The 15,104-nt window shown below is 61.1% G+C and carries 12 protein-coding genes; 7 read left to right on the forward strand and 5 right to left on the reverse strand.

The genetic code is table 11. From position 1 onward, the window contains the following. Positions 1 to 68 precede the first annotated feature (68 nt). From ACR0DO_RS16300 to ACR0DO_RS16310, 3 genes are all read left to right on the forward strand, one after another. Positions 69 to 1,616, forward strand: a complete 1,548-nt coding sequence (locus ACR0DO_RS16300; RefSeq protein WP_480560299.1) for a trimethylamine methyltransferase family protein — start codon at positions 69 to 71, stop codon at positions 1,614 to 1,616. 62 nt (positions 1,617 to 1,678) lie between these two features. Beyond that, complete coding sequence (locus ACR0DO_RS16305; protein ID WP_480560301.1) at positions 1,679 to 2,410, forward strand: SDR family NAD(P)-dependent oxidoreductase; 732 nt, start codon at positions 1,679 to 1,681, stop codon at positions 2,408 to 2,410. Then, the gene (locus ACR0DO_RS16310; protein ID WP_480560303.1) at positions 2,407 to 3,141 is read left to right on the forward strand and encodes an SDR family NAD(P)-dependent oxidoreductase; all 735 of its coding nucleotides are present in this window, start codon (positions 2,407 to 2,409) and stop codon (positions 3,139 to 3,141) included. Before ACR0DO_RS16305 ends, ACR0DO_RS16310 begins: the two co-directional genes overlap by 4 nt. Here the strand turns inward: ACR0DO_RS16310 and ACR0DO_RS16315 are convergent, their stop codons facing one another. The 4 genes from ACR0DO_RS16315 to ACR0DO_RS16330 are packed head-to-tail and all read right to left on the reverse strand — an operon-like array spanning position 3,142 to position 7,614. Continuing rightward, positions 3,142 to 4,482, reverse strand: coding sequence for an NAD(P)/FAD-dependent oxidoreductase (locus tag ACR0DO_RS16315; RefSeq protein ID WP_480560305.1), 1,341 nt, complete (start codon positions 4,480 to 4,482; stop codon positions 3,142 to 3,144). After that, the gene (locus ACR0DO_RS16320; protein WP_480560307.1) at positions 4,479 to 5,975 is read right to left on the reverse strand and encodes an aldehyde dehydrogenase; all 1,497 of its coding nucleotides are present in this window, start codon (positions 5,973 to 5,975) and stop codon (positions 4,479 to 4,481) included. Before ACR0DO_RS16320 ends, ACR0DO_RS16315 begins: the two co-directional genes overlap by 4 nt. Positions 5,976 to 5,978: 3 nt before the next feature. Further along, a complete protein-coding gene (locus ACR0DO_RS16325; RefSeq protein WP_480560309.1) occupies positions 5,979 to 6,896 on the reverse strand; it encodes a dihydrodipicolinate synthase family protein in 918 nt (305 codons plus the stop codon). A gap of 7 nt (positions 6,897 to 6,903) precedes the next feature. After that, positions 6,904 to 7,614: a GntR family transcriptional regulator gene (locus tag ACR0DO_RS16330; RefSeq protein WP_480560311.1), complete on the reverse strand. Its 711-nt coding sequence runs from the start codon at positions 7,612 to 7,614 to the stop codon at positions 6,904 to 6,906. Positions 7,615 to 7,753: 139 nt separating this feature from the next. Between ACR0DO_RS16330 and ACR0DO_RS16335 the strand changes: the two genes are divergently transcribed. From ACR0DO_RS16335 to aspT (ACR0DO_RS16350), 4 genes are all read left to right on the forward strand, one after another. Further along, positions 7,754 to 8,704 carry a GlxA family transcriptional regulator gene (locus ACR0DO_RS16335; protein WP_480560313.1) on the forward strand — a complete coding sequence of 317 codons (951 nt, stop codon included), beginning with the start codon at positions 7,754 to 7,756 and terminating at the stop codon, positions 8,702 to 8,704. Positions 8,705 to 9,113: 409 nt separating this feature from the next. Beyond that, positions 9,114 to 9,620, forward strand: coding sequence for a hypothetical protein (locus ACR0DO_RS16340; RefSeq protein WP_480560315.1), 507 nt, complete (start codon positions 9,114 to 9,116; stop codon positions 9,618 to 9,620). Positions 9,621 to 9,738: 118 nt separating this feature from the next. Then, the gene (locus ACR0DO_RS16345; RefSeq protein ID WP_480560317.1) at positions 9,739 to 11,370 is read left to right on the forward strand and encodes a bifunctional aspartate transaminase/aspartate 4-decarboxylase; all 1,632 of its coding nucleotides are present in this window, start codon (positions 9,739 to 9,741) and stop codon (positions 11,368 to 11,370) included. Positions 11,371 to 11,396: 26 nt separating this feature from the next. Then, a complete protein-coding gene (aspT, locus tag ACR0DO_RS16350) occupies positions 11,397 to 13,070 on the forward strand; it encodes an aspartate-alanine antiporter (RefSeq protein ID WP_480560319.1) in 1,674 nt (557 codons plus the stop codon). 1 nt (position 13,071) lies between these two features. Here the strand turns inward: aspT (ACR0DO_RS16350) and aspT (ACR0DO_RS16355) are convergent, their stop codons facing one another. Then, positions 13,072 to 14,772 (reverse strand): aspartate-alanine antiporter, encoded by a 1,701-nt coding sequence (gene aspT / locus ACR0DO_RS16355; RefSeq protein WP_480560321.1) that lies wholly within the window; start codon positions 14,770 to 14,772, stop codon positions 13,072 to 13,074. Positions 14,773 to 15,104: the final 332 nt, after the last annotated feature.

A 15,104-nucleotide genomic window follows, 5' to 3' on the forward strand; every position in this document is an offset into this window, starting at 1 on the left:
TATCGCAATCAGTGAGGTGAAATGTCCGCGAATCCCCCAATCTGGGAAGCAGGATTGGAGGATTGCCCGTGAACATTCGAACCGCATCCCGTGCTGGTGGCCGTTCAGCCCGCCGCGCCCTGCGCACCGCCCCGAACTTTGAAATGCTGCCCGGCCTGACCCGCGGTATCCCCTTGTGCGAGGTGATGGACGGCAGTCAGGTTGAACGTATCGACAACGCCTCGATGGACATTCTCGAAAATGTCGGCGTCCAGTTTCGCGACGCCATCGCGCTGGAGGACTGGAAAAAGGTTGGCGCCAGGGTCGAGGGTGAGCTGGTCTATCTCGACCGCGGACTGGTGCGCGAATTGATCGCCACGATCCCAGGCGATTTCACCTATCACGCACGGGACCCGAAAAAGAACGTACGGCTGGGCGGGCCGCATTCGATCTTTGTGCCGATGACCGGTGCGCCGTTCCTGCGCGATCTGGACGATGTGCGCCGCAACCCGACGCTGGACGATCTGGCGATGTTCCACAAGCTGAGCCACATGATGCCCGCGCTGCATTCCAGTGCGCATCACATCGTCGAACCCTATGATCACCCGATCAGCCAGCGGCATCTGCGGATCACCTATTCCTCGATGAAACACTCGGACAAAACGTTCATGGGCATGACCACTTCGCCCAAGAACGCCGAGGATGTGATGGACATGTGCGCCATCCTGTTCGGCGAGGATTTTCTGGAGGATCACCCCGTCACCACCGGCAATTGCAACGGCAACTCGCCGCTGGTCTGGGACGAAACCATGCTGGGTGCGATGCGCGCCTTCTGCCGCCGCAACCAGCCGGTCCTGTGCTCACCTTTCGTGCTGGGCGGGGCGAACACGCCTGCCAGCGTTCCGGCCACGGTGGCGCAACTGAACGCCGAGGCGCTGAGCGCGCTGGCCTACACGCAGGTCATCCGCAAGGGGGCGCCTGCGATCTATGGCCATTACCTGTCGACCGTGTCGATGAAATCCGGTGCACCGATGGCGGGCACGCCCGAGATCAGCCTGATGAACTTCATGATCGGTCAGATGGCACGCTACTACGGCGTGCCGTGGCGGACCTCGAACACATTGGGCGGGGCCAAGACGTTCGACGCGCAGGCGGGGTACGAATCCGCCACCACGCTGCAGGCGGTGGTTCATGCTGGTGCCAACTATATCTGGCATAGCGCGGGATGGAACGAGGCCGGGATGCATTGTTCGGTCGCCAAATTCATCGTCGATGCGGAACAATGCGCCATGGCCTATCGCATGGCCGAGGGCCCGAAATGGCACGATTTCGATCAGGCCATCGCGGCGGTGCCCGATGTCGGCCCCGGCGGCCATTATCTGGGCCACCCGCACACGCAGGACAACTTTCAAAGTGCCTTCTTCATGCCTGAACTGTTCGACAACAACTCGATCGAACAATGGCAGGCCGAAGGCAGCGTTGAGATCACCGAACGCGCCCTGAACCGCGCCCGGTCGCTGCTGGCCGAATACCAGGAACCCAAGCTGGATGAGGCCAAAAACGAGGCGCTGCTGGACTACATCGCCCGGCGCGAGCGGGAAATCCCGGCCGCCGACGAGCTGAACCAAAGCTACTGAGGAATTCTCCCTGCACCTTACCCGCCCGGACCATCGGGCGGGTTTTTTCATCCGGAGTGAAAATGGACTTGAACGGAAAAACAGCCCTCGTGACCGGGGCTGCCGGCGGGATCGGTGCCACCATTGTGCAGCGTCTGCGTCGGGCGGGCGCGCGGGTCGCGGTGGCCGACCGTGTGACCGAGGGGATCGAGGCAGAGGCCCATCTGCCCGGCGATCTGCTGGACGCATCTTATGCCGATGCGCTGCCCCGCAATGCAGCCGAGGCCTTGGGTGGTCTGGATATCGTCATCAACAATGCAGGCGTCATTACGCGCGGTTCGGTCACCGAAACATCGGATCAGGACTGGGCGCTGTCGCTGGGCGTAAATGTCGAGGCCCCGTTTCGTATCTGCCGGGCTGCAATCCCGATCCTGGCCGCGAACGGAGGTGGCGCCATCGTCAACACCGCATCCTGTTGGGGCCTGCGGCCCGGCCCGAACCACGCGGTTTATTGCATGACCAAGGCCGCGATCGCCTCACTGACCCAGTGCATGGGCATGGACCACGCCCATCACGGCATCCGCATCAACGCCGTCTGTCCGAATGAGGTGAACACGCCGATGCTGCGCTCGGGCTTTGAAAAGCGCGGGTTCGATCCGGATACCGCAGTGGCCGAGCTGGGCCAGACCGTTCCGCTGGGTCGCATCGCCGAGCCCGAGGACATTGCCGATGTGGTGATGTTTCTGGTTTCGGATTCCGCACGCTATGTTTGCGGCGCGTTGTTGGAAGTGAACGGAGGGAAGCCGGTCTCATGAGCCGATTTGAGGGCAAAACCGCGCTCGTTACTGGCGGGCGCAGCGGAATTGGCCGGGCCATTGCCGCGCGGCTGAGGCTGGACGGGGCGCGTGCGTTCACGGCACAACGCGGCTCTGATCCCGATTTCGATGGTATCGCGGCCGATTTCTGTGATCCCGACAGCCCGCAAGCCGTGGTTGATCAGGTGATCGACCGGGCAGGGCGGCTGGACATTCTGGTCAACAATGCCGGGATGATGCAGGAGGCATCGGTCGTTGAGATGAGCCTTGAGGACTGGCAGCGCAACCTGGCGGTCAACCTCACCGCGCCGTTTCTGCTGATCAAGGCGGCACTGCCACATCTGCGTCAGGCGGGCGGCAACATCGTCAATATCGGGTCGATCGAAGGGCTGGGCAGCAATCCCGGCCACGCCGCCTATTGCGCGACCAAGGCCGGGCTGCACGGGTTGACCCGTGCGGTGGCGGTGGATCACGGGGCCGAGGGCATCCGCTGTAACGCTGTCGCGCCGGGCTGGATCGATACTGAACTGAACCTGGATTTCATCGCATCGATGCCGGATCCCGAAACGTTCCGCGAGGATATCAAGCGTATCCACCCCATCGCCCGAACCGGCGCACCCGAGGAGGTCGCGGCGCTGGTTGCTTTTCTCGCCTCGGACGAGGCCAGTTTTGTCACCGGGCAGATCTATACAGTAGATGGCGGGCGCATGGCCAAGCTGAGCCTGCCCTGATCACTCGTCCCGCGCCTTCCACTCCTTCCAGCGCAGAACGGCATTTGCGCCGATCTCGCGGAAAGGCTGCGGTGGCAGGCGCTTGGGTTGATCTTCGGCCTCGAAATACTCGGTGATGTCCGAACTTTGCCCGCAGGCGCGTTCTGCGGCTGCGATCCCGGTCAGGGTCCCGCGTGCGGTGCCCAGCCCGTTCTGGACGCACCCGGAATAGACCCCCGGTTCAATCTCACGCGTGACCGAGACGCTGTTCAGGCTCAGGCACAGGTGACCGGCCCAATGGTACTCCATCTCAATCCCCGCCAATTGCGGGAACCGCTGGTCGAACTTGCGCTGCATCACCCGCGAGGCCCGGCCCAGATCGCGCGTGGTTGCGGCCATGCCGGGGCGCAGCGCCGCGCAGGTGCGGGTGATGACGCGATTGCCGCCCTGTCCGCTGTCGATCCGCCGCATCGTGGTACCCATCGGATCGGACGGGGTCACACCCCATCGCGGCTGTCCTGCCAATCGGGCCAATGCGTCGGCGTCCAACTCCGGCGTCATCGCGGCAAACAGGAACAGTTGCATCAGGCGGTCCCGCTCGATACCGAAGCTTTCCAGATGGCCGTTGACCGTCAGGATCACCGCGCCGGTGCTGACCGATCCGCGCTGGGTTTGCACCTGCCACGCGCCGCCTTGTTTTTCGAACCCGGTGACAGCCGAGTTTTCGTACAGCCCCACGCCGTCCCCGACCAGCCCGGCTGCCAACCCGCGAATGTAACCCGCAGGCTGCAACATGACCGTGCCAGGTGTGTAGAGGCCGGACCGGTAGTGGCGCGAGCCGGTCAGGTCGAGCATCTGCTGCGGGTCCAGCATTTCGCTGGTTTCCCCCAGCGTCTCCAGATGTTGCGCATAGCTGACGTTATGGGCGTGGCCTGCCGCACTGGCCGCGCCATTCACCTTGCCCGCCGGATCAAAGAAGTTCGGGTCGATCCCGTATTGCTCGACCGCTGCGCGGGCAAAGGCGATCGCCTGCCTGTTAAGTGCGATCATCACCCTGTCGTCGCCCGCCCCGGCATAATCGTCCGAGGCCAGATCATGAGGCAGGTCGATCATGAAGCCCGAGTTTCGCCCCGCTGCGCCCTCGGCCACGCGTCCGGCCTCCAGCACGACGATCCTGGCGTCGGGTTGCAGTTGGGTCAGGCGCCGGGCCGCCGACAGCCCGGCGAACCCGGCGCCTACGATGGTGAAATCAGCGGTCAGGTCACCGTCCAGTTCCTGCGCGGGCGGCTGCGCGCCAAGGATGGCGCTCCACGCCGCTGGCCCGCGATGGACCGGCAGGGTTCTGGCGGTATAGGCGCTCAATCGACTGCCTCATCCGCGTCATCGGCCAGATCGATCCAGATGGTTTTCAGCTGGGTGCACTGGTCATGCGCGTGGACCGAGTTGTCGCGGCCACCAAAGCCCGACTGTTTGTAACCGCCGAAGGGCGTGGTGATGTCGCCCTCGCCAAAGCTGTTCACCGTCACCGTGCCCGCCCGGATAGCCCGCGCACCCCGGATGGCGCGTTTCGCGTTGGCCGTGAAGATCGAGGCACAGAGACCATATTCGGTGTCATTGGCGATCTTGATGGCCTCGTCAAAGCCGGAAACCTCAATCACCGACAGGACCGGGCCGAAGATTTCCTCGCGCGCCAGGGTGGAGTCGTTGCCGGGAACTTCGACCACGGTGGCTTCGACGAACCCTTTGTTGGCCTTGCCACCGATCACCACATTCTCGGCCTGATCCAGATAGCCGCAAACCTTATTGTAATGGCCTTCGCTGACCAGCGCACCCATGCGGGTTTCGGGGTCCAGCGGATCGCCGATATTCCACTGTTTGGCGTGGTGTCCTATGCGTTCCAGCAATTCCGCTTTCACGTCCTTGTGCACGATCAGCCGGGACGAGGCCGAGCAGTTCTCGCCCATATTCCAGAACGCACCGTTGACGATATGCGCGGCCACACGGTCGAGGTTTTCGGCGTCGTCCATCACGATGGCCGGGTTCTTGCCGCCCATTTCCAGCACCACCTCTTTGGCGTTGCTTTCCGCCGAATAGGCCAGGAACCGCTTGCCGGTGACGGTCGAGCCGGTGAAGGACACCATGTCGATATCCATATGCCGCCCGATGGGTTCGCCCACATCCGCACCGCCACCCGGAACGACGTTCAACACGCCGCGTGGCAGGCCCGCTTCCATCGCCAGTTCGGCCAGACGCAGCGCGGTCAGCGTGGTTTCCGCCGCCGGCTTCACCACCACCGTGCACCCCGCCGCCAGCGCAGGCCCGATCTTCCATGCCAGCATCAGCAGCGGGAAGTTCCACGGCAGCACCAGACCCACAACGCCAATCGGCTCGCGCACCACCATGGCGATGTGGTCGTCGCTGGCGGGCGAGACCTGATCATAGATCTTGTCGATCGCCTCGGCGTGCCATTTCAGGCAGTGGATTGTCTCGGGCACATCGACGGTTTCGCAGTCATAGATGGTCTTGCCGCTGTCGATGCTCTCCATCACCGCCAGTTCACGGGCGTTGCGGGTCATCAGTTTGCACAGCCGGATCAGTACGTCCTTGCGGTCCGAGGGGGGCAGTTTCGACCAGCGGCCATCGTCAAACGCCTCGCGCGCCTTTTCGACGGCAAAGTCCACATCCGCCGCGCCGCAAGCCGCAATGTCTGCCAGCTTGTCGCCGGTCGCGGGGTTCACCGTCTTGAAGGTCTCACCCGAGACCGCCGGACGGAACGCGCCGTCGATGAATGCGCCGGTTGGCAGGGTCAGTCCCGCGGCGATGGATTTGTATTCGTCCTGTGTCAGCAGATCCATGCTTTACCCCTCCGCCACGATGTCAGCGATTGTCTTTTTCAGCACGCGGGTCACCTGTTCCAGCGCGCGCTTGTCGTCCTTGTTCAGACCCTTCAGCGGAGCCCGCATTACACCTGCGTCAATCCCGTTCATGGTGACGCCGTGCTTGATGGTCTGGATGAACTTACCGCCCTGTTCCAGCACCCGCATCAACGGCATCATGGCAGACATGATCCGGCGGCCCTTGGCAAAATTGCCCTCGATCACGCAGGCCTGATACAGCGCCACGTGCTCGGTGGGCAGGAAGTTCGACCCGCCGCAGACCCAGAACGGCGCACCCCAGGCGAAGAACTCCAGCGCCTGATCGTCCATGCCACAGCCCAATTGGATATGCGGATAGTCGCGGGCCAGCAGGTGCACCCGGTTGATATCGCCCGAGCTTTCCTTGATGCCGCAGAAATTCCGGCTGCGGCCGACGCGGTCCAGGAATTCCTCGCCCATCATCGTGCCGGTTCGGTGCGGGTAGTTATAAAGCATCACCGGCAGGTCAGCGGCCTTGTCGATTGCCAGCGCGTTCAACGCGTTTTCGCGGTCGGTGGGAACCGAATAGGGCGGGCTGGCCAACAGGATCGAATCCGCGCCGATCTCACGCGCACCAGAGGCCAGCGCAACCGAATCCGATGTCAGCATCGCGCCAGTGCCAACGACCAGCGGCAGCCGGCCCTTCAGGCGCTTATGCGTGAACCGCGCCAGTTCCAGCCGTTCATCGACCGTCTGGGCATAGTTCTCGCCGGTCGAACCGCCCGAGATCAACCCGTGCACACCGTTCTCGATCAGGTATTCGATCACGTCGGACAGGGCGTCCCAATTCACGCTGCCATCCTCGTGATAGGGCGTGACCACAGGGGTATAGATCCCTTCAAATCTGAAAATCGGGTTCATTCCGTCCTCATGCAGGTTTCGAAAGCGGCGGGACGCCCATCGGGACATCCAGCGCGTCAGGCATCACGAACAGTTCGATCTGATCGCGTGACAGGTTCCAGTGATCCTCGGCCAGCTGCGCAGCAGCCGCCTCGTCGCCCGCCTCGATGGCGGCGATGATGGCGTCATGCTGGGTGCTTGCTTGGGATAGGTTTTCGGACATTTTGGCCGTCTGCGGCCGGTAAAAGGTCATCCCGATCCGGGCGTGATCGATCAGCAGCCGGTTGAACGACGGCAGCAGGTAGACATTGCCGGACATCGCGCCGGTCACGTCGTGAAACCGGTTATTGGCCATCGCCCGATCCTCGGGCGATCCGGTGCGCAGCGCGGCTTTGAAGGCCTGCTGCGCCTCTTTCAAATCCTCAATCTGCGCGCGGGTCGCGTTCTGAGCCGCCAGCCGCAGGACCGCGCCATAGACCATCGGCGCGGCCAGGAAAAAGTCGCGCAGTGTCGTGTAGGACATCTCGGACACGCGGGCGCTGCGGTTGGTGCGCAGGTCCAGATAACCTTCGCCCGCCAGTTGCCGGAACACCTCGCGCAGCGGTGTGCGCGAGAGGCCGAACGCATCGGACAGATGCGCCTCGTCTAGGTCCGCACCCGGCTTTAGGCGCAGGGTCAGGATGGACACCCGCAGATGCTCGGTCAGTTGGGCTTTGCGGGATTTGGCATCGTCTTTCATCCATCCCTCCTCAAATGTGTCGTGCGAATCGCATCGCAGCTTGCGTGCACATTCTGTACTCTGGAAAAATACATCTTGTATACAGAAAAAAATCATGCAGCATAGACCATCGACTACGCCAAGCTGAACGGAACGCCTGATGAGCCAGCCGCGCCACATCACATTCATTCTGATCGAGGAATTCTCGCACCTTGCCTTTTCCTGCGCGGTTGAACCGCTGCGAATCGCAAATCTGGTCAGTGGTGAAGACCTCTATGACTGGACCTTCCTTTCGGAACATGGCGATCAGGCGGTCTGTTCCAACGGATCGGTCACGCTGGTGCATGGTGGCTTGGAGACGCTTCCGAAGACCGACCAGTTGTTCGTGCTTTCAGGCATCCATATGCGCAACCATGTAACGCGTGCGTTGCTGGCAACCTTGCGGCGCGAAAGGGCGAAGGGAACGGCCATCGGTGCATTGTGCTCGGGCGCCTGGCTGCTGGCCGAGGCCGGTTTTCTGGATGGAATGCAGGCTGCGATCCATTGGGAGTACCATGATGCCTTCATGGAGGCGTTCCCCGAAGTGAACCTTGTGCGCAGCGTCTTTGTGGCTGACGAAAAGCACATCACGGCCTCGGGTGGCACAGCGACGGCCGACCTGATGCTGCACCTGATCGGGCGCGATCATGGTGAGGAGCTGGCGGTCGCTGTAGCCGATCAGATGGTCTATAATGCGGTGCGCAATGCCACGGCGAAACAACGGGTGTCTCTGCAGTCGCGCAACGGGATGCGCAACGCCCATCTGGCCAAAGCAATCCACATCATGCAGGGCTGTATCGAAGCGCCGGTGTCGCCGTCACAGATTGCCGAGGATCTGGGCATCTCGACCCGGCAGCTGGAACGGCTGTTCGGCAAATACCTCAACACATCACCAAAGAAGTACTTCATGGAGCTGCGCCTGGAGCGCGCCCAGAAACTGCTGCTGCAGACCGAGGCATCGGTGACCGAGGTCGCCATGGCCTGCGGGTTCGAAAGCCCCGGCCATTTCTCGCGCGTGTACCGGTCCAGTTTTGGCGTCACACCACATGCGCAGAAAAGCAAAATCGATTGACTGTAAGCGGCGGGGGGAGCTGCTCTGGCCGTCGGCGAGCCCGGTTGGTCAGGCGCTCACCCCCTGGTCCCGCTCGTACCCCCTCGTTAAATTCAAACTCGTAAACTGATCAGCAGGATTGAGCTTTGATAGACGCCAAAATGGGCATAACTATTACAAGAACGTGTCAGATATATGTAGGTTTTGGTCCAAATCACCGCGTGTGTCCCAATTCAGACGGCGGGAAAACCTGCACAAACAGACACATATTGAGCCCCAGAGACCACTTGTATTTGCCTTGAAGCCTGCTTTGTGGCATTTTTATTATGCCAGCAAAGGGACAATTTCTGCAAAAAATGGCGTTAAATCGCAACCGATTTATTTCGAGAGTTTCCAAGTCCTCATCAGGAGTTAACGTTGGAGGACGCGTATGAATTTGGAATCCCACCAAGCCGCCGTGGAATTTGCGCCGCGTATTATTTCTATTGCCAGACGTGAGCGGCAGATTTGCCAGGCCTCCAAAGCGGCCGAAATCGCGTTTGAACGTATCGCCGGTGCGGCAGCTGACGGCGTTGCGATGCAAAGTGAATTGCAGGATCGGGTTTTTTCCATCTTCCGCTGGTATTTTCTGTCGGCCTTTTGCACGCGCCTACTGACGGATGCCGCGCATCGGCTTGAGCATCAGACCTTGCAGGTGTCGGTAGATATCTTCAGCGCGGTCAAAATGGTTCTGACGGAAAGTGAAATCGAACGCTCGATGGCGTTGGTCAGTGTCGAGCGCACCTCCCCCACGGTGGTGCGGGCCAATGATATCGGCAGCCGCGGGCACACCGTGGGCTGGGTTGCCGCCGGGTTGCATGAAAAAGGCCGGGATTTCCCGGATGAAATTCAGAATGCCCTGGCCGGTGCGCTGGCGGCCTCTGCCCGGATCAACTGATCCCGCAGCAGTAATTGCCCTTACGTCAGGTTCCGACAGCGCAGTTTACACAAGCGCAAATCCTTGCGTACGATCCGGGTGAATTCTTCCGATTGATTTAACGCAAGGGTTTGTAACCATGTCAGAAACACTGGACCTGCATAAGTTCGAGAACCTAAGCCCCTTTCAGATCAAAGACGAACTCATCAAGCTGGCTCAGAAAGAGTCGCGCCAGATGGCTCTGCCTTATCTGAATGCCGGGCGTGGCAATCCCAACTGGATCGCCACCAAGGCGCGCGAGGCGTTCTTCCTGCTGGGGCAGTTCGCCATGACCGAAGCGCAGCGTCACCGCTATGAACCGCAGGTCGGGCTGGCGGGGATGCCGCAGGGGCCGGGCTGTTGTGACCGGCTCAAGGCCTATTGCGCCGACTCGGTTGCAAGGAACGGCCCCCCGGGCGCGGATACGCTGGCCGCCGTTGTGGATTTTGCGATTGAGAAATTTGGCTTCACGCCGGACGATTTCGTGCTGGAACTGACCGACGGCATCGTCGGCGACCACTATCCGATGCCAGATCGATGCATGAAACACAATGAGGCGATCGTCCATGAATACGTGATGTGGGCAATGTGCGCGGGGCATCGGCCGGACGCAAAGTTCGACATCTACGCCGTCGAAGGTGGCACCGCCGCGATGTGCTATATCTTCAAGGCGCTCAAGAACCAGCGCTTGCTGAACGCGGGCGACACTATCGCGCTGGGCACGCCGATCTTTACGCCTTATCTGGAAATGCCGGTGCTGGAAGACTACGGGCTGAACGTGGTGGATGTGTCTTCGGAAGAGGAAGATCATTTCCAGCTGACCGACGAAGACCTTGAACAGCTGGCCGACCCGAAGGTCAAAGCGCTGTTTCTGGTCAACCCGGGCAACCCGTCCTCGGTCGCGATCAGCCCCGAGGTGATGGCCCGGCTGGTCGAGTTCGTCAAAACCCGGCGTCCCGATCTGATCATCCTGACCGATGACGTCTATGGCACGTTCATTCCGAACTTTCAGTCGGTGATGGGGCACCTGCCCGACAATACGATCGGGGTCTATTCCTACTCCAAGTATTTCGGCTGCACCGGCTGGCGGCTGGGCGCGATTCTGGTGTCTGAGAACAACATCTTCGACAAGATGATCGCCGAAGCCCCAGAGGAGACCAAGGCCGTCGTCAACGCGCGGTACGAGACGCTGACACCGGATCCGTCCTCGTTCAAATTCATCGACCGGATCGTCGCGGATAGCCGCGATGTGGCGCTGAACCATACGGCGGGACTGTCGCTGCCGCAGCAGGTAATGATGACGCTGTTCTCGCTGGTCGAATTGATGGATGAGGACAAAGGTTATCAAAAATTCTGCTGGGGCATCCTGAAACACCGTTTTGATGAGCTGGTCGATGGGATGGGCATCGACGTGCCCGACAACCCGCTGTTCGACCGGTATTACGGCATCATCGATTTCGAATTCTGGCTGCGCAAATATGTCGGCGAAGAGGTGGTCGAGTGGATCAAGGAAAATGTCCACCCGCTGGATATTTCGTTCAAGCTGGCGCAGGACCACGGGATCGTGCTGCTGAACGGGTCGGGTTTTGATGCGCCCAATTGGTCAGCGCGGGTGTCCTTCGCCAATCTCGATGACAGCGCCTATCGTCAGATCGGCCGTGCGGTGCGGGCGGTGGCTGTGGGCTATGTGCAGGCCTATCGCGCCTCGAAAGGGTTGCCGTTGCACGGCTGAACAAAGGCGCAGGGGGAGGGGCCGAAATGGAAGTGATCGGGTCGATCTTTGGCCACCATCCTGCCCTGGCCCTGTTCTGCAGCCTCGCCCTTGGCTACGCGTTGGGCAAGATCACCATAGGCTCGTTCACGGTGGGATCGGTGGCCGGTTGCCTGCTGGCCGGCGTCTTGGTTGGCCAGACAGGGGTGGTGGTGTCGGATGACCTGAAACAGGCGTTTTTCCTGCTGTTCCTGTTTTCCATCGGTTACCGGACGGGGCCGCAATTTTTCCGATCCCTGAACCTGCACGCCTTGCCGCAGATTGCCGTCACCGTTTTGCTGTGTGTTGTGGCTCTGGTCGTGGCCGCGCTGCTGGCCCCGCTGATGGGGCTGTCGGTCGGTATCGCAGCGGGCCTTTTGGCGGGCGGTGTGACCGAAAGCGCCACGCTGGGGGTGGCGATAGACGCCTTTGCCAAAACCGGGGCCGACGAGGCCGCGCAGCAGATTTTCGATGGTGAGATCGCCACCGGTTTCGCCGTTGCCTATTTCGTCGGCGTGATCGCAACGATCTTTTTTCACACTCAACTGGCGCCCCGGTTCTATGGCCGGTCACTGAAAGAGGCTTGTGCGGAACATGAGGCCGAGCTGGACAACAATGGCGCGCCGATGGTGTCGGAACACCGCGATTTTGAGGCCCGCGCCTATCGTATCAATCCCGAATTCGCGGGCCGTCGCATATCCGAGCTTGAGGCCCGCGTTCCCGACCATGTCCGCGCCTTTTTCGACCGGGTGCGACGCGGGGACAAGATCCTGCCGACCTCGCGCGATATGGTTCTACAAGAGGGCGACATCGCCGCCATTGCGGGCGTGCGGTCCTATCTGATCGATCACACTGCCATGCTGGGGGAAGAGGTTGAAGACCCCGAGCTTCTCGATCTTCCCGTGCAAACCAACGATATCGTTGTGACCAATAAAGAGGTGGTCAACCAAACCCTTGCCGAACTGTCCGCCCGCCCCGAGGCGCGCACCATCTATCTGCGCGGTATCATGCGCAGCGGCGAGCGGCTGCCGATCTTTCGTGGCGTGACCCTGCACAAGGGCGATGTGCTGACCGTATCGGGCACCCGCAGCCATATCGAAGATGCCGCCGCGCGTTTGGGCTATCTGGACCGTGAAACCAACAAGACCGACATGGTCTTTGTGGCCTTTTTCATCCTGCTGGGAGGGCTGATCGGCATCCCTGCGCTGAAATACGGTGCGATCGAGCTGGGTCTCGGCACCTCGGTCGGGGTGCTGCTGGGTGGGCTGGTGGCGGGGTGGCTGCGCTCGGTCCACCGGACATTTGGCTTTGTGCCCGAGGCGACACTGTGGATATTCGACTCGCTGGGGCTGTGCGTGTTCGTGGCCTGTGTCGGCATAACTTCGGGGCCCAGCTTTGTGACGGGGGTGATGAAAAGCGGGCCATCGCTGATCTTCGGCTCGGTCGCGATTGTGCTATTGGCCCACGGATCGGCGGTGATAGTCGGCCGCAAGGTGTTTGGGATAAACGAGGGCGTTCTGGCTGGCACCTGCTGTGGGGCAGGGACCTCGGCACCCGGTTTGGCTGCCGTGCAGGAGGCCGCCCAAAGCCAGGTTCCGACACTGGGTTACGGCCTCGGCTACGCCGTGGGCAACGTGCTGCTGGCCCTGTGGGGCTCGGTCATCGTGATCCTGTTGATGTAGCTTACGGCACGAAGGCCACAACCAGCGGGCCCCAGAGCGTCAGGAAGATGTTCGCCACCGCATAGGTCATGGTGAAGGCGGGTGTCGGGGTTGCGTTCCCGGTCTTTTCCAGCAGCGTCGCGAAACCCGGATTGCCGGATCTGGACCCGGTTACAACCGCGCAGGCCTCGACCGGGTTTTTGATGCGCAGGACGAAATAGTTGATCGGGAACTGAACGATCATCGGCATCAGCGTGACGACGACACCCAGCAACAACAGGATGATGCCGTATTGCTGTATCGCCTCGAGCGCGGGCTTGCCGGCGTTCAGGCCAACGACCCCGACAAAGACCGCAAGGCCAAAGCTCTGCAGGAAATTCGCGGCACCCCGGTTGATGCCGCCGATCTTGGGCCGCCGGATACGCATGTATCCGATGATCAACCCGGTCACGAGGCATCCAAGACCAGACCCAAGCGCCACTTTTGTACCTGCGATGACAAAGCTGATTTCGCCGATCAGGTAACCGACAGCCACGCCGATCCCCAGCGCGATAAAATTCGTGACCGAGGCCGCGGGCGGCACATAGCCCGCAACTTTCGACACCCGGTTCAGATCGTCCTTGTGTCCGACGATTGAAACCTCGTCGCCCGCGTGGATTTCGGTGTTGTGCAGAACGGGCACGTCATGCCCCATGCGCGTGATCTTCGAGATATGGACCCCGCGGCGTTGATCCGCCGTCAGTGCGTCGCGCAGCTCTGACAGGGTCTTGCCTGCCAGCTTGCGGTTGGTGATGACGACATTGCGGCGCTCTTCCACGATAGTCAGTTCGGGCGGGTACTCTCCGATCTCGCCACTTGCGGTGCCTTCGAACTGCGTCAGGGTCGCAACCAACGCGGATACGACAATTACATCTCCGGCGCTGACGACAGTTTCGGGCGTTGGGTCAACCGGAGCACCGTTTTGCAGGAGCTTTTCGACAATCAGATCGCCGTCATATCCACCTTCGATGGCTTTCACCGTTTGCCCCGCGATGGCGGCGTCGGCATTCACCTGATAGGCGCGGGCGTCGAACCGGTTCATCGGGAGGAATTCGCCTTCCTCCAGCTTGCGGCCGCCGCCGCTGAGTTTCTGGGCCAGCTTGATCGCCTCTTGCCGCAGGTCGACGCGCATGATGATCGGGATGACGCTGACCGCAAGGATCGGGCCGATCGAGCCGAAGATATAGGTGACCGAATACCCGACCGCGATGTTGGTCTTGAGCTTTTCGGCCTTATCTGCGGCCAGCCCCAGCAGGTCGATGGCGTTTCCGGCGGTGCCGATGATGGCCGATTGCGTCAGCCCTCCGGCGGCCAGACCGGCCGCCAGCCCCTTGTCCAGCCCGGCTAATCGAGCAACGACTATGACAAAGAACAGCCCCCAAAGGGTCATCATGAACGCTGCCAGCAGCTTGGTCAGGGCGGTTCGGTTCAGGGCTGCAAAGAACTGCGGCCCGCCGTTGTAGCCGACCATGAAGATGAACAGCGAGAAAAAGACGTTCTGAACATCGGTGCTCAGGTTGATGCCGCCGATCTGGCCCACGAAGACTGCCACCAGCAGGGTACCGGCGATGCCACCCAGTTCGAACTTGCCGACCCGGAATTTGCCGACGCCGTATCCCAGGCCCAGACAAAGAAACAGCGCCATGATCGGATAGGTGCGAAGCTGTTCTGTGATCAATTCCATCTCAAACTCTCCAGGTTGCAAGTCTGGCTTTAACACCGCCGCAAAAGACGTCTCAGGACGCTGATAAATCTTGGAAATTCAGATTACATGCACCGCGCTGCGCTTAGGGTAAGCATCGACTTTGCGTTCTGTCAAATGGCCACTAAGACCCAGAGCGCGCGAGGGTGGCCGGAACCCGGACGATACATCCCGACCGTTGTATCAAAGTCCGATTGAAAGCCCTGCGGATATGCGGTTCCAGCCTGCGATTGCAGCTAGTCGTGACCGTCGCAGCAATGTGTCCTGTCGGCCTCAGCCCCGACTATGGCCGATGCTAGTATTGCGCAGGGCGA

The sequence above is a fragment of the Ruegeria sp. AM9 genome (assembly GCF_056540565.1).

Coding starts and splice junctions, on each gene's coding strand:
- ACR0DO_RS16305 (WP_480560301.1), top strand. CDS start 1,679: ATGGACTTGAACGGAAAAACAGCCCTCGTGACCGGGGCTGCCGGCGGG.
- ACR0DO_RS16310 (WP_480560303.1), top strand. CDS start 2,407: ATGAGCCGATTTGAGGGCAAAACCGCGCTCGTTACTGGCGGGCGCAGC.
- ACR0DO_RS16320 (WP_480560307.1), bottom strand. CDS start 5,975: ATGGATCTGCTGACACAGGACGAATACAAATCCATCGCCGCGGGACTG.
- ACR0DO_RS16325 (WP_480560309.1), bottom strand. CDS start 6,896: ATGAACCCGATTTTCAGATTTGAAGGGATCTATACCCCTGTGGTCACG.
- ACR0DO_RS16330 (WP_480560311.1), bottom strand. CDS start 7,614: ATGAAAGACGATGCCAAATCCCGCAAAGCCCAACTGACCGAGCATCTG.
- ACR0DO_RS16335 (WP_480560313.1), top strand. CDS start 7,754: ATGAGCCAGCCGCGCCACATCACATTCATTCTGATCGAGGAATTCTCG.
- ACR0DO_RS16340 (WP_480560315.1), top strand. CDS start 9,114: ATGAATTTGGAATCCCACCAAGCCGCCGTGGAATTTGCGCCGCGTATT.
- ACR0DO_RS16345 (WP_480560317.1), top strand. CDS start 9,739: ATGTCAGAAACACTGGACCTGCATAAGTTCGAGAACCTAAGCCCCTTT.
- aspT (WP_480560319.1), top strand. CDS start 11,397: ATGGAAGTGATCGGGTCGATCTTTGGCCACCATCCTGCCCTGGCCCTG.
- aspT (WP_480560321.1), bottom strand. CDS start 14,772: ATGGAATTGATCACAGAACAGCTTCGCACCTATCCGATCATGGCGCTG.